The following is a 21475-nucleotide window of genomic DNA, read 5'->3' as shown; positions in this document are numbered from 1 at the left end:
TCTTATGTGACTACAATGTCACATACATATGTTTTAGAATCAACCCCTGTTTTAGATTCAACTATAATATCAATACTATTAAGCCCGACATTTACCGGAATGGTCATAGCTACTCCGCTTGTGGCATCTTGTCCTTTAATCATGATTTTCGTATTGATATCCTCTGCATTCGCTGTAACAGTCAGGCTATTCACTCTATTAATTTCACCGGAATAATGTAATATATTCTTTTCAAATACCGGATTGATAGGAATAATCGTTCTTCCTGATTGTAATGTAAGTCCCGATAAATACGGACTTGTCGCTCTTACTACATTAATTGTGTAGGTATTGACCTTTCCGATATACGGGGTGACATTAATCGGTATCACACTATTAACACCTACATTTAGGCTGATTGGCTTCGATGGCTGTCCATTGGTCACAGGCGAACCATTCACCTCGATTGATGCTCTGGGATCCGCCACAGTCGGAGTCACCGTAATACTACTGTCATCATATTTTGCATTGGCATTATATGTATTTTCTGCCGGATCAAATTCTGGAATAAGCGCTATTGAATTACTCAATACTAAGCCAGACAATTTTGAATCAGTAGGATCGGCAGCATATAGCTCAAAACCGGCAACCGATGCAAATTTAGGATTACATCTTATCCCTGATGTAATATATAACCTGGCATATCTCACCTTAGTCGGGAAAAACGATCTATCTGTTAGTTTTGCAGTGTTACCTGTAACCGAATCTAAATTAGACCAGTTCGTACCATCTACACTTCCCTGAAGCTTATAATCGATTAAATTGTAAGAGTCCGGCCAACCCACCTCACCCATGTGTTTAACGACCCAGCGATTAACCCAATAGAGATCGCCAAGATCCACACTCAGCCAGTTATAAGGATTCGACTGATTTAGTGATCCAAGCCAACGTGCTAAGTAACTCTCCACACCATTCACTGCCTTTGCAGGTGTGAAGGGGAATACAGAGTTACTTGCAGTGGCATACTTATTCAAAGCGATGTTACCTGCCATTATTTATCATCCTTTCTAATCCCTTCGTAGTTTCAGGGTTATTCTAATAATCCTAACTTCTGCTTGGGTATACACCTTCTACACATATGTAGTAGCCTGTGCCGGGCTCCGGTTCCGCTCCCTGCAGATTAGGAAGAGCAAAATTAGTAGTTCCGTTTCCTCCAAATTTAGTACCAATCAAGGAGAACAGCACCTGATTCTGCGAAATTTGAAGGAGCTCTCCATTACATAGCTTCCATCCCCTAGGTACAAAAATATAAGGAAATACACAAATCTGTCCATAATAATACTCCATAATATAATCCTCCTATAACAAATAATTGATCTCAGTATTCATAATCATTGCGGCATTGGGTACAATCCGTAATATGCAATACAATAACTCATACCCATTCCCTGTATTGGCAAAGCTTTTCTTAAGTCAGGCAAACAAAAGGTAGTCTGACCATTTCCGCCAAATCTCGTCCCTAATAACGAAAACAAAACTTGGTACTCGCTTGTACTCAGAGTCTGTCCTTCGCACTTCATCCAACCATATGGTGGGAAATCGAGTGCAAACAACTGAATATCGCCTACAAATTGATCCATAAAAAATCTCCCTTCCCGTATTTTTCTCATATTCATTAACAATACCTACTACAAGATCTGTGTTGTTGTCAGCCAAGGAATTATTCTGTGTATCTGATGATATTTCTTATATTAACAACAAATGAAAGCGGTACTTTCATTTGTCTCATACCTGATTTACATTTTTCGGTGATTGTTGTTACAGAGCCATTGTAAAGATTTTTGTTACAGAGCCATTGTACGATTTTTGAAATGCTGCGTTGATGAGTAGAATATTCAAATGAAATATCGATATAGTTAATCGTTCTGTATGTATAAAATAACATTTTTTAACTTTTTATTCCATTATATCACGACAAGTTTTACCGTGCAACAAATATATACATAGATACACACAGATAAACAAAATTACCTCCTAGGTAGATTTGAGCTGTTTCCCATGTCTACTTAGGAGGGTTTATAAGAACATAATTTAAATAAAGTATGAAAATCCCATAAAATCTAAAACAACAAATTCATCTGTTCCATCTCTTCAACCTTAATCTGAGAAGCACATATTGTAAATATCGGTTTTTCCTCTTATATATGTTCACCCTTCAGATACTGGACATCTTTTTGAAGTCCCGATTCCACCAGATTTAAGACATAGATATTATCAAAACGATTATAAATAGATTCTCCGCCAATCTGCCTTAACCTCCTTATATTCCGGCTCGGAAAGATTGTAGATTGCTTCTTTATCAAGTAATTGATTCTGCTTTTTTTCATCAATATAGATTATATGCAAAGCATATATTCCATTTTTTTATATATTGCACATCCCTGTCTTCCAAATGTTGAAATGGATTCCGTTGAAGGCGTAAAAGGTGGGAATGTTCTTCTTACGCTACACTTTTCTATCCATCAACAAATGCTGGCATTTATCAGAGATGCAAATACATCACAATCCGTAATCGATATCATCGACCAACTATACTTTGAGTTGCGACCCGATATCTTCTGCGACTTTATTTAAAGTTCTCATTGGAGATAATGGTAGTGAATTTACCTTTTCAATTGACCTATATGCAAAACACAAAAAAATACCTCCTGAGTAGACTTTTGTTATATTCCTTGTCTACTTAGGAGATATCGTGTATTCACTGTTCATTCATTGATAATATCCGATATTTTTATCTCCGGATGATGAGATCGTCTTTGAGGCAGCAGTTCATCCTTTAGCCAGATGGCTTTTTGGGGACACCAATTGAGGCAGGCAAAGCAAAGCTCACAATTACCCTTCCAGATTATGCTGTCATTCTCCTTTTGAATATTTTTTCGTGGACAGACTTTTACGCATGTTCCACAATGGTTACACTTATTATCAACATAAAAGTCTTTTCCGTATTTTCTTAACTCCTGTAAGACCGAATCATGTAAGATTGTTGTCCCCAGCCATGCTGCAAAGGATGATCCGATCTCAGGTTCATGCAAATGCCTCTGCTTAATGGTTGAGAGAATTTCAGGTAAACGGTCTTCAATCGGAAGTGGTCTGGATTTCCGGTTCAACCATATTACAAATTTTTCTATGGGGACCTGCTTCATTGGCGAGTAACTATTTTCCTTAACAGAAAAGCCAGCATGTAAATCGCATTTCTTACTTTGAAGTATTTTTTTAAGCTGTATCAGAGTACCACCTTGTGTTCCGGCACAGGTAACTACTGCAAATATGTACTGGACCTGAGATAAGCTGAGACGGTCAATAAAATCCTTGACAATCTGTGGTAATCCCCAACCATACACAGGGAATACAAAACCAACTGCATCCGCTTCCGTATTAATATCTTCATTTATTACCTTGGGTATGGATACCAGCTCTGCCGTTTCTAATCCAACAGCAATTTTGCGGGCAACAGATAATGAATTCCCCGTTCCTGAATAATAAAATATTTTTGTAATCATATGATCTCCTCTCAATTTACCTATTTGCTTTCTTATTTACATCCGAATCTTCCTGTCAATATTCCATATTGAAGTACATGACCATCCATAGCTCTCTGCAATTGGTTTTTACCGGCGCTGCTCTTCAATTTTAGCTCCGTATCTAAAACATATACCTTGAATCTATATAAATGGGCACCAGTTCCTCTAGGAGGTTTAGGTCCCCGGTATCCTGTAGTAAGATAGCCATTTTTACCCTGACATGCATCACCAAGAAGAGCGATTGATTTTTCTTTTGGTAATCCTTCCGGTATATAACTTATATTAGCAGGAATATTCCAGACTACCCAGTGAGTGAAGGTCCCAATCGGGGTATCGGGATCATCCATTATGATAGCAATGCTTTTCGCTTCTGCAATAACCTTATCAATCTTCAGTGAGGGCGATATATCTTCTCCCCTTCCCGTATAGCGTTCGGGAATAAAACCGTAATTTTCAAACGAATCACTTGATACATTCAGATTTATTTCATAGTCATACTCTACTCTCGCGAACGAAAAATAATATAATATAGTTAAAGATAAAACAGTGAATATGCTTATTCCACATAGTATGTATATCATTCCAATACTCCTTTCCATCAGTAAAGCATTAGTATTAATTCAGTAATTAATTAGTTCTAGATCTGTAAATAACTAGTTGTAAATCAGTAATTAACTAGTTATACCATCTGTAATTCAGTTATTCATTATCTATAGTTTGCAGTAGACCATATAAGCAGATCTTTATAACCTTCATTAACTGTTCCTCTAGGCCATCCAGTGTCTTCATAAAGTAAAACCAGTTTAGCATTTCCAAGAACATCGATCTGCTCAATACCTTCATTTTTAACTCCGTACAATTAACTCCAATATTTGCATAATCCTTCGAGTCTTTTATCACTCTGTGAAGGATTACCTTAAAATCCAGCTTATCCTTCTCCGATTCATCATAGTGCAGTTTTATATATTCTTCTAACATGCTGACAAATAAGCTCTGCTCATCTTTCACTGTTGATAACAGTATCTTAATAAAAAATTGAAGGTTTTCTTCCACACTTCTTTCACTATTATTCGTTTGATCGATATTTATTTGCTGGAACTTCATTTCGAACCACAGCAGAAGAATGACTGCTTTTGATGAGAAGAAATTGTAGAATGTTCCCTTCGCTATCCCCACTGATTTCGTAATATCCTCTACAGTTACATTCTCATATCCCTTTTCATTAAATAATGATATTGATCTATCAATAATTAGCTTTTTAATCTGTTCTCTCTGTTCCTTGTATAATGACATTGTATCACTCCTATTGACTTTATTCATGTTATGACTCCGGTCATATAATATCATAAACATAGAATGAATGCAATACATTATTTCAAATTATTGGTTAAAAACAAAAAACCGCTAAACCATTGAGTTTAGCGGTTAATTTTAATGGAGCTGAGGGGAGTTGAACCCCTGTCCGAAAGCCCATTCATTGCAGTTTCTCCCATTACAGTCGGTCTTTTATGCGAACCCGAAGTTCGCTGTTCCCTCCACTAAGCGCCGACAGACAGGCTCTTAGCTTTGGTAGCTTCATGTTTCTTCTACCTCCTCAAAGCTTTGGAAATAGAGGGCCCCGCTAATTTGATGCCGAGGTCTTAAGCCGCGAGTTGCTTAAGGTCGACAAACTGCTTACGCAGCAGCTAATTCGTAATTATCGTTTGCGTTTATATTTAGTTCTAAGTTGGTGACGCAGTCCTAGTCTGCGAATGGCTTCCGCAATTTCAAAACCCCCGTCGAAACCAGTACAACCCCGATCGTTAAGATTGTGATTACAAGATATCATTCTGGGTACCTGTAGCACCCTGACAATCTGTAATAACTGGTATGCAAACGTATGATTATAATATAGCATTTCACCAGTAGTGTCAAGAGATCTCTCTTTCCACTTCTGGAAAAATAATTAAAGGTATCTTATTCGTTGCTTTATCTTCTGTGTAATATTATACTAGCATATTCTTCGTATGAATTAAAGTGCATTTGATTGCCATAGAAGATACTTTTTTCCGATCTATATTGATCTTCGTGAATCATGGTTGCTACTCTCTTGACTCATCATGTGCCTGTTGTATATTTCAACTATGGATAATACGGGAAGCTTCTTCGTAGCTAGTTGCACGGGATACATGGAAGTACTTCATAAATTCTTTCGTCCACATATCCATTTCACCTTCGATATCATTTACTGCATCCATGATAATAACAACTGATTTGCAATCTGTCTTTGCCATGTTAGGCAGCAAATAGGTAAAGCCCCATTCTACGTCCTCTTTCTCATCCTCAAATCCATTTCGTGCATCAATAACCAAATTACTTCCCTTCTGCTTCTTCAACAGTTCCAAGGCATATGAAGCCGGAGTTCGGTAATCATCATAGCAGCAGAACTTCTTCCATGTAAGGAGCACAATGTTTTCCTCTTTCTGATATCTTACTTGGCAATATTCTGAATTATACTCATCTATTCTGTCCATCATTTTTTATCCTTTGTATTTATATATAGTTTTATAATATAGTCTTACTACTCTACACTTACCTTTTTCTTCACTGACACCCCATTACAAGTAGCTGTTATGGTGACGGTCCCCTTCTTGATTCCTGTTACTTCTCCTGTCTTACTATCAACGCTTGCGATTTTTTGATTGGAAGTATTCCATACAATCTCTCCACTCAACCCATAGGTTTTAGCACTGAAAGAAACGATATCGCCAATAGAAAGCTTTTTGCTGGAATTAGTAAGCTTTAAATAAGGCTTCTTAACATTGATCGTCACATTATACTGGTAGGTGTCTCCTCCCTGACTAATCTTAACTGTAATAAATGCGATTCCTTCGTTAACCGGTGTAATCTTACCCTTACTGTTGACTTCAGCCACCTTTGGATTGCTAGTGGAAAAGGATAATTGTGCTGTATCCGATATTCCGGTAAATTTTAGTGTATAGCTCTTGTAACCCGTGTAAAGAGTCTTCTTCGTAACTGTTACCTGCGGAATCAGGCTTTGTAGTTCCGCTCCTACGTCTGGAGAAATTGCATTCACCCCAGTAGTATTAGAGCCCGAACTATTACTTCCTGTGGTTTGGGTAACCGTATCAGGATTAGCTGGAGCAACCGTAGTTTCAGCCAGAGATGCAGTATTCTGTATCTCAGCACTTCCCTGAGCATCTTGTAATAAGGCTGGACTCTCAGTAGCTGTAGAATTTTCAACTCGATTGCTATATGTAAAGTAGGTATATCTTGTATCACTGAGATCAATGGTGCAATTTATAAAAGCAGTGGCCCCCGTCTTATAGCTTTGCTGTATCACTGAGATTGTAGTTCCATTAACAGCCTTAACGATTGCCCAATGTGTGCTTTTGTTATCCCGAATAATATCTCCTACCTTAGGCTCCGTAGTAACTGAAAAGTTTCCTTTAGAATAGTAAACCAAAGGGGTACTCTTTGTGGAACTCAGATTATAAACCGAAATACCATATACCTTTGAATAGAACTTCTTTACAAAAGCAGCACAGCAATATACTGGATCGTTACTTGGATAGCTCTCATAGGTATATACTGCATCTACTGTTACACCATTATATGTAATAGAATCGAGAACCTGACCCTTTTCCGTAATGGTAACCATCGCACCATACTTCATAGCCGCACTCGCTGACGGTACCTCGGATAAAAATACCGGGATCAGAATTGTTATAGCAACTATTAGTAATCCGTTTCTTATTCTTCGCATTCGCACTCTCTCCGTTTTTCATACATGCGCTTGTCTATATGTTCCATCTAAGCATTATTTTACTATAATTAGTAAGGATAATCAATCACTGATAGTAGGAAACGATTGCGTAACTATACTGTAGGAAATAGAGAGGCGGAGTTCACCAAAGATGTGTTTTAGAATTCACACCTATACTATACCTTTTTATATATTCTTTTACAAGCCCCATATATGGGCGTTAAACCATGCATATTTCCTTACATCAGCACTCACACTATGGCTTATACTTTCCATATACTTACCCAGTTCATTACGTTTATTCTTCTCAGAACGAAGAACCTCCTCACAGCTTATTATATCATTTTCTTCAGCTCCTGCAGCCTTTGTCTGCCTCCTCTGTTTTCTTACCAATTCCAGCATATCTCCACCATTATAATAATACGCTCTTAAATGTGCCATCTTATCTACACCCATCCTACTCCATCCCATTGGTCTTGAACTCATCCTTGAGGACAGCACATGACTGACATGGCCTTCTGCACTACATCCCACTATACCTTCTTTTTCTTCTAAACGAACTTTCACTGCAGACCAATTAGAGAGAATATATTCTTTACTCTCTTTGACTCTCTTTATGGTTGCTTCTCCGTCTGTAACCTTCAAAATCTTTTCTATCACTTTTTCGAATTCTCTCTTCGTCCCACTTCTCATCGTTTTATACATTTCCTGACGTGCTTCTTCAGCTGAATCCAGTAAATGTGATGTGGCTCGTATCATATACTTGCTTAAATGAAATTCATCCAGAACATAGGTAAGTCCGGCCAGTCTTCTTTTTCCTGCTTTTATCCACCCTCCTCCATCTCCATTTAGATATATTTTCTCGATGCTGTCTATATCGTAGTTACAACGTATATAGTCATACACCTCATCCCAAAGTTTACTATTATCTTCTCCAGAGTATGTGCCACAAAAGTAGTAAGGATTTATAAGCCGATTTCGTTTACTTTTCGGACCTTCTTTTTCTATTCCCTCATATACATAGACGATTTTGGTTATTATGCAGTTATTCTTCATATGATTATCATTTTTCACAAGATCACCTTTCCGTTCCCGGAATTGTAAGGATATATGATCTTCATCTGCGTCTATGTACAAGTATTTTACTTTTTTCTTATTAAGTAAATCTTTATATTCGTTTTGAAACTCAAGGCTATGAATTTTATTCTTCACCGTCTGCTTGCTTACAATTTCACTTATACTGATTGCCTGACCTGCCTTACGATAGGATGTTTCAACTGATTCCTCAAGCATTTTTGCTTCTGCATCCTCAGTTAATCTTTCATGCTCTTCAATACCTAATATCCGATCTAAGAGATAGCCCCTTTCCCCAGTTACCTTATTTTTAAATAAGGTTTTCTCAAAACAGACCTTTCCTAATGATGTGATAAGAGTTTTTTCATCCTTCTTTACGATTTGCCAATCCTTTTTCCTTTTTCCACTATTCCTTAGCGTTTCATCACAGCTTTCTAGTGTTTCTTTAATAATATCCAGACCAAGCTTAATTATGTTGTCTTGAATTCCATAGACAAAGGAAGCCATATCCTTTGGATTCTTCAAAAATTTTTCTACTTCTTTTTCAAGATTTCTAATGCCAACCTCTTCAAAATGTTGTATACTTTTAATCATAAGAGAACACCTTCTTTTATGTTTTGTTTTGTGTGATGACTTAATCTTAACACAAAGTTTGGTGTTCTCTTATTCTTTATTTATTTTTTCCTACAAAAATTTTACGCTATAGTAGGAAACTCCTACTATTGACATCATTTTATTTATAATATGAGATATATTACTACTCCTGTTATGTCGATTATCGTACTAGTAAGCACAAATTCGCCAAAAATAAGTATTCCGTTACTGCTGTTAATAATTTTTAATAATTTTCCTATTTTTATTTTATTTTCTTGTTCTATGATGGGTATAAGATTGAAGCAAAAGTACGTACAAGGATTAAAAAGGAAAGGAAAATACATATGTGGATTAAAAATCTCAGACAAAGAAAGCTTCAGACATTATTAATATTCTTAATAATAATGCTATGCTCCATCTTGTTGACCGGTTCGATGAATATTCTATCTTCCCTCGATGCACCTTTTCAGGAATTCGTAGAGGAATGCGATGCAGCATCAGCCAGGGTATATGCCTTTGACACAAGTGAAGATGCAGTCTATCACCTAGGTAAAGAGTTTTCTAAGCTCGATATCATGGAAAATGTAATATACATAACAGAGCATTATATTGAAGAGAATTTATACTCTAACGGCAAAAAGCTGGAGGTGTTTGCCAATCTTACTGAATACAACGAACAAGCATATGGCAAAGTCAGATACCTGGAGGGTGGGGAAAATGTTTCGTCTAACTCAGCTCATCCGCTTGAGGATGATGAATGTCTATTACCAGCCTCGATTAGTAATGATTACGATATCCATGTGGGAGATATCATCACAATGCAATATACCGGCAAAGAATTATCCTATAAGGTAAAAGCAATCTACACGGAACCTTATCAGACATCCATTGCCTTTGATACCTATATCCTGATTAATCATATACCGGACAATCTGACGCGTTCCACCAGAATTATGCTTTATACCAAGGATGGGATAAGCGGAAAGGAAATAGAAAGTTCCTTTCGGGAAGCTCATGACGGTGAACTGCCGGCCTTTCTATCACCGATTGAGGATGTGATCGACAATTCCCTCCTTGTGGGACGCCTGATAGGAGCACTGTTTTTCGCGATTGGCGTCATTATGCTACTGGTCAGTGGTCTCATGATACAATTTATGATTAAGCATGTAATGATCTCTGACGAAAAGGCCATAGCTGTATATAAAACAATGGGATATACCTCAAATGATATCTTATTTATGTATATTAAATTATATTTTGTCATTGTATCCATAGCCTGTATCGTTGGTACTTCGTCTTCCGTTTTCCTATCAAACACTATATTATCAGGAGTTTTTGAAAATATGGGCCAGTTGAAGGTAAAGAATCCTCTCCTTCCTGCTGTGGTATGTTATCTGGCGACAGTCATCTTTGTGTTAAGTATTATAACCCTAATCATTGCCAGAACCAGAAATATTAAACCTGCCTCCGTATTAAGCGGAATAAACTACGGTGGAATCAAGAAGAAAAAATATTCTGGTAGTTCCACTCTTCCGTTCTCTCCCTTTGGTATTGCTTTTCGTACCTTTACCAGAGAAAAGAAAAATGCGATCGGAATATTCCTAACCTGTATTGTCACTGTATTTAGTGTTAATTTTGCCATTATCTCCTTAGATGTGGCAAATAATATGAGGGATAACAATGATTTTTGGATTGGTATTGACAAATGTGATGCTATGATTACCGTCAGTTGGGAATCAGAATACGAATTTGTACGTAATAGTGTACTTCAGGATAGCAGAGTGGATCATATATTTGAGAGTATCCAACAGGAAAGAGTAATCCTGAAATGGAAAAAAGGAATGACACAGACATACATGAACGCCTTTGTCTATGATGATTATCGCTTGGCAAACCTACCTATTGTCAAAGGAAGAAATCCTCAAAACGGTAGTGAAATTGCTTTGTCCACCAAAATGGCAAAGGAATTAAAAAAAGATATCGGAGATTACGTAGAGATCAATCTGGAAGGGGATAAATTCTCTCATTTTTTAGTGACCGGCTTATTCCAATCCTATCTACAGCTAGGATCAGTTTGCCGACTTACTACCTCAGCCTACACAGATCAAGATTATCACCTCCCCTATAACACCATATCTGTTTATCTGAAAGATCAATCAGATACTGATGCCTTTATCTCTGACCTCAGCAGAGCAATCGGTGGTAGTGGAAATATCTTAAAGCGAACGGATGTATATAATTCCATCATGGATATGGTAGTGACTCCGCAGCAAAATGCAATTCCGCCCATGGTAGTCCTGGTCCTTTTGGTTGCCGGAATTAATATCTACAGCATTGTTCTTCTCAAAAACCTGAAGTCACAGAAAATTAATGGTATCTATAAATGTATAGGATATACAACTACGCATCTGATCCTATCGAATTTGTACTATGTGGGTATTATCGGACTTACTTCCGTACTGATTACACTTCCAGTTAGTATTGTGATCTATCCAAAGATTATGGCAGTTATCCTATCCATGTTTCAATTTATTAAATACCCAGTACAGTACGATTATTCACACCTGATAGTGATCAATGCCATGATTATACTGATTTTTATACTCAGCTCCGTAATATCATCCAGATCCATTCGGAAGGTAAACGCCCGGGATTTGGTTCAGGAGTAGATAATTGTTAAATAATATACAACTTGTATCCTATATGATGAAAGGAATGATATAAACTATGAAAAATATCATAATACGTACAGAATTACTTTGTAAAAGCTTTGTCAGTGATGGGGAAGTTAATAATGTAATTAAGAACCTGGATTTGGATATCTACGAAGGTGATTTTACCATCATCATGGGAAGCTCCGGATCAGGAAAATCCACTCTTCTATACTCAATTAGTGGTCTGGACGAGATTACTAGCGGAAAAGTATTCTTCGAGAACCAGAATATTTCCTCCTTAAGAGGTAAGAAAATGGCATCATTGCGAAAAGAAAAAATCGGCTTTGTATTTCAAGGAATCAACCTTATTCCCAATCTGAATGTTTATGAGAATATTCTAAGTCCTACCTATAAGACAAGGAGAGATCGGAAATCAATTGAAGCTAATATATCCAATTTATTGGATCGAATGGAATTGTCCTCACATAAAAATAAGTTTCCGAATCAAATGTCCGGTGGTCAAAAGCAGAAAGTGGCCATCTGCCGTGCTCTGATTAATAATCCAAAAGTACTCTATGCGGATGAACCTACTGGTTCCCTTAATTCCTCTCAAGGGGAGCAGGTATTGGATATTTTCACGGATATCCACAAAAACGGGCAATCCATCGTCATGGTTACCCATGATTTGAAGGCTGCGCTTAGAGGAAACCGAATCCTCTACCTCAAGGATGGTAGGATTGACGGAGATCTAAAATTAGATGAATATGATGAGGAAAACACCAAGGAACGCGAGGATATGGTTTATCACTTTTTAAAGAGTAAAGGGTGGTAATCTATTATGTTTCATGGGTGAAAGCCGGCGAATGGAAGTATATCCATAGCAGAGCATTTACACTAGTCGCTACTTAAAATAATCCATAGTTGTAATCTATTACAATTCAGGTATAATTATCTTAAGATACTAAATCATACAAAAAGAGGTATTCCATGGGACAGAAAATACTTATTATTGAAGATGAAAAAGAGCTGGCCGATATATTAGGCGCTTATCTGGATGTGGAAGGTTTTACTCCGATCGTTACACATGATGGGGAGACGGGGTTATCTTTCTTCTATAAAGAAAATCCAAGCTTAGTTCTGCTTGATATTATGCTTCCGAAAAAGGATGGGATAAGCATATGCAAGGAAATTCGAGAAAAGTACGATGTTCCTATCATTATGATCTCTGCTAAAAGTGGTGAGATGGACAAAGTAATCGCTTTGGGCATTGGTGCAGATGACTATGTGACAAAACCATTTAGTCCTCTTGAATTAGTGGCACGTGTAAAGGCAAATCTGCGAAGATATGAACAGATGTCAAACAAAGCAGGTTATATCAAGGATGTAATAACAATCGGTAATCTGACATTAAACAAATCCTCCTATACCGCTTTTGCTGGAGGGAAGTGCTTAGACCTTACCACCAAAGAATTCGAGATTTTATTTTATTTTGCCAGTAACCCGAATCAGGTCTTCTCAAAGGAGCAAATCTATTCTGGTGTGTGGGGCTATAGCAAATATGGTGATGACAACAGCGTCACGGTATATGTAAAAAGATTGCGTGAAAAGCTTGCAAGACATCAGCTGGATTACATAAAAACAGTATGGGGAGCTGGCTATAAATTATCCGTTGACTAAAAATGATGGATAGGAATGGGATTACATACGATATGAACAATGAATATCAAGGTACAGCAATCAGAGTGAAAAACTATAGATTATTCAGAATTAATATTATTACGGCTGTTGTGATTGCAGCCGTTCTTATCATATCTACGATTATAACCCTTTCTCTCTATTTATCGTCTGATTTTAACCATTATGACAATGAAGTCAGACTCGTAGTCTCAGAGCAAAAATATCAGATAGAACAAGGTATCTACAAATCTGGAAACTATCCCTTTATGGTATTTGACCTGAATGGTATGGTATTATACAGCGAAGCACCTTTTAAGAATCAGGTCAACGATATCGTTAATGTCCAGGAAATGCTCCAGTATGACAAGAGCTTTGCATTAGAAGAGAATGCTTTATTAAAGGAATGCTTTATTCTTCAAAAAAACGGAGCTGTATCAGGTTTTGTTGTCTTCCTCATTCCAAATGAGATAGTTATTCATAACACCATCCATGATCAATTATGGAAGATTTTCCTTCCCTTATTCTCTGGTATTCTGCTTTCTCTTCTTCTCATATTTGCACGAACCATTTACTGTAACCGCCGAATTCTGACTCCACTACGTGAAATCAGCGCTTCAGCAAAGGCGATTATATCCGGCAATTATGATCTGGAAGTGCTTAGAACTTATTGGAAAACAGCAAACGAGAATGAAGTCGGTGATCTATCCTATGCTTTTGAATTAATGAGGGATGAATTAAAGGCCAAGCAAATCAAGGAAGAAGCCTTAAAGAAATCTCAACAGGAACTGATCTCCTGTGTGTCCCATGATTTAAAAACCCCGATTTCAACGATTAAAGCTTATAGCGAAGGACTACGGGATCAGATAGCAAAAACCCCTGAACAACAGGAAGAGTTTGCTAAGATTATACTAAATAAAACCGACTTGCTAATTGGCATGATTAATGAACTACTGGAATACTCCAATGCTCAACTGATGCAATTAGAAATCGTACGCCAGGAAATATACTTTCCCACTTTCTTCGAGCCCCTGATGAATGAAATCGAGATCTATGTCAGACAAAATGGGTTGGAGTTTTCCCGTTCTACCACACTACCTAATATGCTGGTTACTATCGATCCCAAACGGATTACTGAGGTAATCTATAATCTGGTAGATAATAGTATTAAATACTCCGGACAGAACGGAAAAATTATCATCGAGGCCGAGCGCGAGGACAAATATATTCTCATCAAGGTCAAGGATAATGGCATCGGCATCAGTCCGGATGATATTCCTTATGTTTTTGACAAATTTTATCGTGCCGAAAAATCCAGAAGCACCAGTGTCCCCGGCTCAGGTCTTGGGTTATCCATTTGCAAGTATATTATTCAGGAGCATGGAGGAGACATCTACTGCAAAAGTGGTAATAACAAAGGCTGCGAAATTGGCTTCACATTACAATAGAGGACAAAGCTCCCATCTCTTTCCTTGCTTACAAGTTAATTTTCTTCTCCACTAGTATGGATGCAATCAAATAATGATATTTAAATAAGTATTGTAATCATTAGCAAATTATTGAAATCACTTTTTCCCATGTCAATCTGGATTATTGTTTTTCACATAATGCGTAAGAGAGATTCATATATTTTAGTTAGATAGTAATATGATAATTGACTGAGATGTTATCCATATAAAGTCATTATGAAAAGGGGAGTATTATGGACTTTCAATCAAGCAGAACCTATGCGAATCTGCAAATAGCTTATGAAGATGCATTACGGGCTAATGCAAAATATGGGCTGTTCAGCAAAAAAGCCAACCAGGATGTTCTAATGGAGATAAGCTTTATTTTTAATACAGCGTCAAGAAATGAACAGTTCGTAGCGGAAAGACTACGTAATATTCTAAATGGCGGCACTCCCACTACGTTACAAAATCTTGGGGAGTCCAGCAATTACGAACTTGAAGAAAGTAGTCTATATCGAGATTTTGCACGTATTGCTAATGAAGAAGGCTATACAGATATCGCTTCTTTATTCAGTGGAATTGCTAATATAAAGCTGAATCATAATTATACCTTCCAGACTCTGATTACCGAGATTCAAAACAATGAACTATTCTGTAAACCGAATGAAACTTTATGGGTCTGCCTAGGCTGTGGCAATATTCTAAGTGGTTTGTGTGCTCCGGATATATGCCCGATCTGTGGATATCCTCAAGGCTACTACGAACTATATCGACCCCTAAGATAGTACTCTCTATCCAGTCCAATTATTGCTTCAATATATATTACATTTGAATTCTTTTATCATTCAATATAAAAGAAGCCTGCTGATTAAGTACATTTCGTTCTCCTTCAGCAGGCTCCCTGAGAATGTATATCTCTATCTCACTTAATACAAATTCTTTACCTTGAAATCCTTTTCTGCTTCTCTTCGTTGATCCTTCTTCGCAATGTCTTGTCGCTTATCATAAAGCTTTTTACCACGTGCCAGACCAATCTCCAGCTTTACAATGCTTCCCTTAAAATATATCTGTAGTGGAATCAGGGTATATCCCTTTTGCACCAGCTGTCCATTAATCTTATTGATCTCGTATTTATGAAGCAAAAGCTTTCGTACCCTTAAGGGATCCTTATTAAAAATATTTCCCTTTTCATAGGGGCTGATGTGCATATTGTAGATATATACCTCCCCGTTTTCAATCCGAAGGAAGGATTCCTTTATACTACATTTTCCCATACGGAGAGATTTGACCTCCGTTCCATGTAATGCAATACCAGCCTCATACTTATCCTCGATAAAATAATCAAAATAAGCCTTTTTATTGTTGGCTATCAGTTTAATATTTTCCCCCACTTATTCTTCAACCTCCACCAGAGCAAAATCAATCGTACGCAGTAATTTATCTGCATTAATAACCTCTACTATGACTTTTTGCCCTAATTTGTATACTTTCTTGGTGTGCTCACCCACCATTTGATATCGTTCTTCATCATAAAAATAATAATCATCCTTCATCTCCGTTACACGTACCATTCCCTCAATGGTATTGGGCAGTTCTACATACATTCCCCAAGAGGTAATGCCAGATATAACGCCTTCAAAGGTTTCCCCGATGTGCTCCATCATATATTCTACCTTTTTCAGCTTTTCTACCTCACGCTCTGCTTCATCGGCTCTTCGTTCCGTCTTACTGGAATGCTCCGCTACCTCAAAGAGAATCTTACTATAATGCTGCTGCCTCTGTTCTCCCAGTTTTCCATTTAGGTTTTCTTTAATTATCCGATGAATCTGCAAATCCGGATAACGTCTGATGGGTGATGTAAAATGGCAATAATATTTTGCAGACAAGCCAAAATGTCCGGTGTTTGCAACCGTATACTTTGCCTGCTTCATGGAGCGAAGCGTCAACCGGCTGATTAATGCCTCTTCTGGTGTATCCTCTATCTTCACTAATAGCTTCTGTAATTCCTTGGGATGGATTTCCTCCTGTCCAATCTTCATACTATAACCAAAATTATGAATAAAGATGGCCAGCTTCTTAATCTTCTCATCGTCCGGATTATCGTGGGTACGGTAAAGAAACGGTATCTCCTGCCAGAAAAAGTCCTCTGCAACTGTCTCGTTTGCAATCAACATAAACTCTTCGATAATCTTAGTTGCCTTATTTCTCTCATAGGGCTTAATCTCAACCGGTTTTCCATTCTTATCAACAATGATCTTACTCTCAGGAAAATCAAAGTTGATAGCTCCTCTCTTATGTCGCCGTTCCCTTAATACCTCAGCAAGTTCCTGCATCAGACGAAACATCGGTACCAGATCCTCATATTCCTTTATAACTTCCTCATCACTATCTTCGATAATCTTCGCAACATTGGTATAGGTCATACGTCGGTCCGACCTTATGACTGTTTCAGCAATCCTATGGCCAACCACTGTTCCTTTCTGATCAATATCCATGAAACAGCTTAATGCCAATCGGTCCACTCCCGGATTCAAGGAGCATATACCATTAGATAGCTTATGTGGCAGCATGGGAATTACACGGTCTACTAAGTATACACTGGTTCCGCGTTTCAATGCTTCCCGATCCAGTACCGCGCCCTCCTTTACATAGTGAGTTACATCAGCAATATGAACACCCAAATGATAGAGATCGCCTTCCTTGGAAATTGAAATAGCATCATCCAGATCCTTAGCATCCTCACCATCTATAGTAACAGTCTGAAGATCACGAATATCAAGCCGGTTTGCAATCTCTTTCTGGTCTATCTCTTCAGGAACATTATCTAATATTCTCATCACATCCTCAGGAAAGTCAACTGGAAGATCATATGCCCTTACAACAGACATAATATCCACACCGGGATCATTTATATGCCCAATGATTTCAATCACCTTTCCCTCCGGACTCATTGTAGCATCTCCATAATTGGTTATCCTAACAACAACCTTATGACCATTGACCGCTCCCTTGGTATGCTCCTTCGGTATAAAGATATCCTTACCGAACTTTTGATTATCCGGAACCACGAATCCAAAATTCTTGCCCTTCTCAAAGGTACCGACAATTTCATTCTTACCTCGTTCTACAATATTAATAATGGCTCCTTCTTTTCTTCTGCCCGTCTGTTCCTCTTTTATTGTGATCATTACTTTGTCACCGTGAAGAGCTCCTTTGGTAGAATCACCGGGAATAAAGATATCCTCATCCTCTCCCTCAAGGATTACAAAACCAAATCCTTTTTGAGTTCCAGAAAAAGTACCAACCCGAATATCATCTCCGGGAATGCGATATCGTCCCTGAGCATCCAGAATAATCTTTCCCTGTGCGATTAACTGGTCCAAGACGATCTTTAATTCATGCTTTGCCCCTCTTGGAACCTGTAAAAGCCCGACTAATTCTTTAAACCGTAATGGTTTGTAATCCTTATTTGTAAATAGCTCGAGTAGCATAGTACTTTTGCTTTCTAATTCTTCATTTAATTTCATATTTACTCCTATTATGATGTCCTAATAATATTCTAGTTGTTGCATCAACTTGACTTATATGCAAGTCTATTATTAGTATACCATATATTGCTTTTTTTAAAATAAGAATTTAAAAAAAGGCTGTTGTAGAATGTAACAACAGGGATTATGACTTACCTCACACAGACGGTAGGACATATTACTGGTTCAGTATGTCTCAGGCAAACATAAATGTTCGACTAAGACATACTAAACACAGCAACATGTTCTCCCGACAGTGCATTATGGTAAGTCATAATCCCTGTATATATTCTGTAACAGCCTTTTTAAATCTACTTATTTATTACCAATTCAAATTCAATACTACAGATAAAACAATAAATGCGCCAGCTAATACCTTAGTTGCTGTCTCCATGGTTCCTTCTAAGGAACGGCCTTTATTCTTACTCCAATATGTCTCACTCGCAGCACCGGTAATAGCACCTGATAAACCATCACCTTTTCCTTCTTGCTTTAACACTAATACTGTCAATGCTATGCAAATCAGAATATATATGATTTGAGTGATAACTCTAAGCGTACCCATCATCTACACCTCCTAAAAACTAAAGTCAATTCTATCATACAATAATAATTATTTCAACCTATTTTTTCAATAGCAGGGACTTACCAGTCATCTGCTCTGGCTTCACCATACCCATCATTTCAATCAGGGTAGGGATAATGTCCGCAAGACATCCACCTTCCGCCAAGGTATAATTCTTATCATAGTTCACCAGGATAAAAGGAACAGGGTTAGTTGTATGGGCTGTAAATGGTTCATTCGTTGTATAATCGACCAACTGTTCAGCATTACCATGATCTGCGCAGATAAACATCTGTCCATCAACGGATAATAATGCATCAACTGCTCTTCCCACACATTGATCCACTGCTTCAATTGCTTTTATTGCCGCCTCTTCTATACCGGTATGTCCTACCATATCAGGGTTCGCAAAGTTCACAACAATCACATCATATTTCTGGGACTTGATTGCTTCAACCAAATGATCCGCTACCTGGAAAGCGCTCATCTCCGGTTGCAAATCGTAGGTAGCAACCTTTGGTGAATTCACCAGAATACGATCCTCTCCCTCATTGGGAACTTCTACGCCAGCATTAAAGAAGAAGGTAACATGAGCATATTTCTCAGTTTCGGCCAGACGAAGCTGGGTTTTATGATTTGCAGCCAGGAACTGACCGAATGTATTATCAATTGATATCTTATGGAATGCCACAATTTTATTCGGAATGGTGATATCATATTCGGAAAAACATACATAGGTTAACTGAAGTCTTTCTCCACGGTCAAATCCTGTAAACTCGTCATCACAGAATGCCCTTGTAATTTCTCTTGCTCTATCCGGTCTAAAGTTGAAGAAAATGATAGAATCTTTATCCTTTATGGTAGCAACAGGCTTACCATTTTCCATCACAACCGTAGGAATTACAAACTCATCAAACTTCTCATTATCATAAGAGTTCTGAACGGCTAACACACCACTTTCTGCTGTTTCACCCTCACCGTATACCATAGCTCGATATGCTTTTTCAACACGATCCCAACGGTTATCACGATCCATTGCATAATAGCGTCCCATAACAGTTGCGATTTTACCTACACCAGTAATTTTCATTTGCTCCCATAACTGCTCAACAAATTCCTTTCCAGATGCCGGAGGAGTATCACGACCATCAAGAAAAGCATGAACATATACATTGGATAATCCCTGCTTCTTAGCAAGCTCGAGAAGAGCATACAAATGAGTATTATGGCTGTGTACACCACCATCGGAAAGCAATCCGTATAAATGCAAGTCGGATCCATTTCTCTTACAATTATCAATTGCTGCTAATAAAGCTGCATTTTCAAAGAAATCACCATCCTGTATTTCTTTGGTAATTCTCGTTAATTCCTGATATACAATTCTTCCTGCGCCCATATTGATATGACCAACTTCGGAGTTACCCATCTGACCATCTGGAAGACCAACTGCCATACCGCTGGCATTTCCTTTCACAAAAGGATACTCCTTCATCAGACGATCCATGACAGGAGTTTTTGCTTCTGCAATTGCATTCGCCTCTTTTTTCTCATTTAAACCATATCCATCTAATATCATTAAAACTGTAGGTTTTTTACTCATAATCTTACTCCTTTACAATCTATTTCATAAACCTTCTATAAGATTATGCACCCTATAAAAGGTAACTATCCCAACTTATTTTATAAAGTAGAGCTGTTTCAAAGCTTGAATACATGCTGCTCAGTTCTCTTTCTAATTCCCTCACAGCATAGGATTAATTTGAAACAGCTCCCCTAATTACTTATAATTAACGATTTTTCCGAAATCTGCTTTCAAACTTGCGCCGCCTACTAAACCACCATCAATATCTGGTTGTGAGAATAAATCCGCTGCACTAGCTGCGGTAACACTGCCACCATATTGAATACGGATAGCTGCAGCAGTAGCTGCATCATAGATCTCAGCGATGCATTCACGGATTGCCTTGCATACCTCTTCTGCCTGTTCTGTTGTTGCAACCTTACCAGTTCCGATTGCCCAGATAGGTTCGTAAGCAATTACCGCTTTCTTTGCCTGCTCTGAAGTAACATTTAAGAATGCGATTTTAATCTGCTGACGAATAAAATCAATTGTTATACCTTGTTCTCTCTGCTTTAAGGACTCACCACAGCAGATGATAGGTGTTAAATTATGTTCAAACGCTTTTAATACCTTTTTATTTACTGTTTCGTCTGTTTCTGCAAAATACTCTCTTCTTTCAGAGTGACCAATAATAACATACTTAACTCCAATGCTGGTTAACATATTGGGTGCGATCTCACCTGTATATGCGCCACTCTCCTCAAAATACATATTCTGAGCACCGATTTGAATGTTCGTTCCCTTAGCAGCGTCCAAAGCGGTTGTTAAGGATACCGCCGGAACACAGAATACAACATCAGCGTCCTCTGTAACAACCAAAGGCTTTAATTCATTAATAAGAGCAACTGTTTCAGCCGGTGTTTTATTCATTTTCCAGTTTCCTGCAATTATTTTTCTACGCATATTAATCCTCCTATTCATTACCTGCGATTCTTGTTGCTTTATATTGCAACAGTCCCGATAAAGCAAGACGTTCATCCTAATAAAAT

At 37.8% G+C, this 21475-nt stretch carries 20 protein-coding genes and 1 other RNA gene; 5 read left to right on the top strand and 16 right to left on the bottom strand.

What is annotated here, in order from left to right; all coding sequences use genetic code 11:
* Positions 1–2: 2 nt before the first annotated feature.
* The 11 genes from H0486_RS06135 to H0486_RS06090 all read right to left on the bottom strand — a co-directional run bounded on the left by H0486_RS06135 (position 3) and on the right by H0486_RS06090 (position 8994).
* On the bottom strand, positions 3–1031 hold the full coding sequence (locus H0486_RS06135) for a cadherin-like beta sandwich domain-containing protein (protein ID WP_228352162.1): 1029 nt from the start codon (positions 1029–1031) through the stop codon (positions 3–5).
* Between the two features lie 52 nt (positions 1032–1083).
* Positions 1084–1326 (bottom strand): phage tail protein, encoded by a 243-nt coding sequence (locus H0486_RS06130; protein ID WP_228352161.1) that lies wholly within the window; start codon positions 1324–1326, stop codon positions 1084–1086.
* A gap of 44 nt (positions 1327–1370) precedes the next feature.
* On the bottom strand, positions 1371–1619 hold the full coding sequence (locus H0486_RS06125; RefSeq protein ID WP_228352160.1) for a phage tail protein: 249 nt from the start codon (positions 1617–1619) through the stop codon (positions 1371–1373).
* A gap of 643 nt (positions 1620–2262) precedes the next feature.
* The gene (locus H0486_RS18305; protein ID WP_267023439.1) at positions 2263–2385 is read right to left on the bottom strand and encodes a hypothetical protein; all 123 of its coding nucleotides are present in this window, start codon (positions 2383–2385) and stop codon (positions 2263–2265) included.
* Positions 2386–2744: 359 nt separating this feature from the next.
* Complete coding sequence (locus H0486_RS06120) at positions 2745–3539, bottom strand: EFR1 family ferrodoxin (protein WP_228352159.1); 795 nt, start codon at positions 3537–3539, stop codon at positions 2745–2747.
* Between the two features lie 32 nt (positions 3540–3571).
* Positions 3572–4141, bottom strand: a complete 570-nt coding sequence (locus H0486_RS06115; RefSeq protein ID WP_228352158.1) for a YbhB/YbcL family Raf kinase inhibitor-like protein — start codon at positions 4139–4141, stop codon at positions 3572–3574.
* Between the two features lie 118 nt (positions 4142–4259).
* Positions 4260–4853: a TetR/AcrR family transcriptional regulator gene (locus H0486_RS06110; RefSeq protein ID WP_228352157.1), complete on the bottom strand. Its 594-nt coding sequence runs from the start codon at positions 4851–4853 to the stop codon at positions 4260–4262.
* 139 nt (positions 4854–4992) lie between these two features.
* Positions 4993–5357: a transfer-messenger RNA gene (gene ssrA, locus H0486_RS06105) on the bottom strand.
* A gap of 320 nt (positions 5358–5677) precedes the next feature.
* Positions 5678–6076, bottom strand: coding sequence for a hypothetical protein (locus H0486_RS06100; protein WP_330594442.1), 399 nt, complete (start codon positions 6074–6076; stop codon positions 5678–5680).
* A gap of 44 nt (positions 6077–6120) precedes the next feature.
* A complete protein-coding gene (locus H0486_RS06095; RefSeq protein ID WP_228352156.1) occupies positions 6121–7326 on the bottom strand; it encodes an Ig-like domain-containing protein in 1206 nt (401 codons plus the stop codon).
* A gap of 198 nt (positions 7327–7524) precedes the next feature.
* Positions 7525–8994 carry an ISLre2 family transposase gene (locus H0486_RS06090; RefSeq protein ID WP_228352155.1) on the bottom strand — a complete coding sequence of 490 codons (1470 nt, stop codon included), beginning with the start codon at positions 8992–8994 and terminating at the stop codon, positions 7525–7527.
* A gap of 344 nt (positions 8995–9338) precedes the next feature.
* Between H0486_RS06090 and H0486_RS06085 the strand changes: the two genes are divergently transcribed.
* The 5 genes from H0486_RS06085 (at position 9339) to H0486_RS06065 (ending at position 15558) form a co-directional block, all read left to right on the top strand.
* Positions 9339–11663 (top strand): ABC transporter permease, encoded by a 2325-nt coding sequence (locus H0486_RS06085; RefSeq protein WP_228352154.1) that lies wholly within the window; start codon positions 9339–9341, stop codon positions 11661–11663.
* Positions 11664–11721: 58 nt separating this feature from the next.
* Positions 11722–12480 (top strand): ABC transporter ATP-binding protein, encoded by a 759-nt coding sequence (locus H0486_RS06080; RefSeq protein WP_228352153.1) that lies wholly within the window; start codon positions 11722–11724, stop codon positions 12478–12480.
* A gap of 155 nt (positions 12481–12635) precedes the next feature.
* Entirely contained in the window at positions 12636–13325 is a 690-nt protein-coding gene (locus H0486_RS06075; RefSeq protein ID WP_228352152.1) for a response regulator transcription factor, read from the top strand.
* 32 nt (positions 13326–13357) lie between these two features.
* Positions 13358–14770, top strand: coding sequence for a sensor histidine kinase (locus H0486_RS06070; RefSeq protein ID WP_228352151.1), 1413 nt, complete (start codon positions 13358–13360; stop codon positions 14768–14770).
* Between the two features lie 254 nt (positions 14771–15024).
* On the top strand, positions 15025–15558 hold the full coding sequence (locus H0486_RS06065) for a rubrerythrin family protein (RefSeq protein ID WP_228352150.1): 534 nt from the start codon (positions 15025–15027) through the stop codon (positions 15556–15558).
* A gap of 141 nt (positions 15559–15699) precedes the next feature.
* On the opposite strand, the gene smpB is transcribed toward H0486_RS06065, so the two are convergent.
* The 5 genes from smpB to tpiA all read right to left on the bottom strand — a co-directional run bounded on the left by smpB (position 15700) and on the right by tpiA (position 21389).
* Complete coding sequence (smpB, locus tag H0486_RS06060; protein ID WP_228352149.1) at positions 15700–16164, bottom strand: SsrA-binding protein SmpB; 465 nt, start codon at positions 16162–16164, stop codon at positions 15700–15702.
* Positions 16165–18300 (bottom strand): ribonuclease R, encoded by a 2136-nt coding sequence (gene rnr / locus H0486_RS06055; RefSeq protein WP_228352148.1) that lies wholly within the window; start codon positions 18298–18300, stop codon positions 16165–16167.
* A gap of 322 nt (positions 18301–18622) precedes the next feature.
* Entirely contained in the window at positions 18623–18865 is a 243-nt protein-coding gene (gene secG, locus H0486_RS06050) for a preprotein translocase subunit SecG (protein WP_228354371.1), read from the bottom strand.
* 58 nt (positions 18866–18923) lie between these two features.
* Entirely contained in the window at positions 18924–20465 is a 1542-nt protein-coding gene (gpmI, locus tag H0486_RS06045) for a 2,3-bisphosphoglycerate-independent phosphoglycerate mutase (RefSeq protein ID WP_228352147.1), read from the bottom strand.
* 177 nt (positions 20466–20642) lie between these two features.
* A complete protein-coding gene (tpiA, locus tag H0486_RS06040) occupies positions 20643–21389 on the bottom strand; it encodes a triose-phosphate isomerase (RefSeq protein WP_228352146.1) in 747 nt (248 codons plus the stop codon).
* Positions 21390–21475: the final 86 nt, after the last annotated feature.

The organism is Variimorphobacter saccharofermentans (genome assembly GCF_014174405.1).
Taxonomy (GTDB): Bacteria; Bacillota; Clostridia; order Lachnospirales; family Lachnospiraceae; genus Mobilitalea; species Mobilitalea saccharofermentans.
This window is presented reverse-complemented; position numbering and strand designations above follow the sequence as displayed.

Coding starts and splice junctions, on each gene's coding strand:
- H0486_RS06135 (WP_228352162.1), bottom strand. CDS start 1,031: ATGGCAGGTAACATCGCTTTGAATAAGTATGCCACTGCAAGTAACTCT.
- H0486_RS06130 (WP_228352161.1), bottom strand. CDS start 1,326: ATGGAGTATTATTATGGACAGATTTGTGTATTTCCTTATATTTTTGTA.
- H0486_RS06125 (WP_228352160.1), bottom strand. CDS start 1,619: ATGGATCAATTTGTAGGCGATATTCAGTTGTTTGCACTCGATTTCCCA.
- H0486_RS06120 (WP_228352159.1), bottom strand. CDS start 3,539: ATGATTACAAAAATATTTTATTATTCAGGAACGGGGAATTCATTATCT.
- H0486_RS06115 (WP_228352158.1), bottom strand. CDS start 4,141: ATGATATACATACTATGTGGAATAAGCATATTCACTGTTTTATCTTTA.
- H0486_RS06110 (WP_228352157.1), bottom strand. CDS start 4,853: ATGTCATTATACAAGGAACAGAGAGAACAGATTAAAAAGCTAATTATT.
- H0486_RS06100 (WP_330594442.1), bottom strand. CDS start 6,076: ATGATGGACAGAATAGATGAGTATAATTCAGAATATTGCCAAGTAAGA.
- H0486_RS06095 (WP_228352156.1), bottom strand. CDS start 7,326: ATGCGAAGAATAAGAAACGGATTACTAATAGTTGCTATAACAATTCTG.
- H0486_RS06090 (WP_228352155.1), bottom strand. CDS start 8,994: ATGATTAAAAGTATACAACATTTTGAAGAGGTTGGCATTAGAAATCTT.
- H0486_RS06085 (WP_228352154.1), top strand. CDS start 9,339: ATGTGGATTAAAAATCTCAGACAAAGAAAGCTTCAGACATTATTAATA.
- H0486_RS06080 (WP_228352153.1), top strand. CDS start 11,722: ATGAAAAATATCATAATACGTACAGAATTACTTTGTAAAAGCTTTGTC.
- H0486_RS06075 (WP_228352152.1), top strand. CDS start 12,636: ATGGGACAGAAAATACTTATTATTGAAGATGAAAAAGAGCTGGCCGAT.
- H0486_RS06070 (WP_228352151.1), top strand. CDS start 13,358: ATGAACAATGAATATCAAGGTACAGCAATCAGAGTGAAAAACTATAGA.
- H0486_RS06065 (WP_228352150.1), top strand. CDS start 15,025: ATGGACTTTCAATCAAGCAGAACCTATGCGAATCTGCAAATAGCTTAT.
- rnr (WP_228352148.1), bottom strand. CDS start 18,300: ATGAAATTAAATGAAGAATTAGAAAGCAAAAGTACTATGCTACTCGAG.
- secG (WP_228354371.1), bottom strand. CDS start 18,865: ATGGGTACGCTTAGAGTTATCACTCAAATCATATATATTCTGATTTGC.
- gpmI (WP_228352147.1), bottom strand. CDS start 20,465: ATGAGTAAAAAACCTACAGTTTTAATGATATTAGATGGATATGGTTTA.
- tpiA (WP_228352146.1), bottom strand. CDS start 21,389: ATGCGTAGAAAAATAATTGCAGGAAACTGGAAAATGAATAAAACACCG.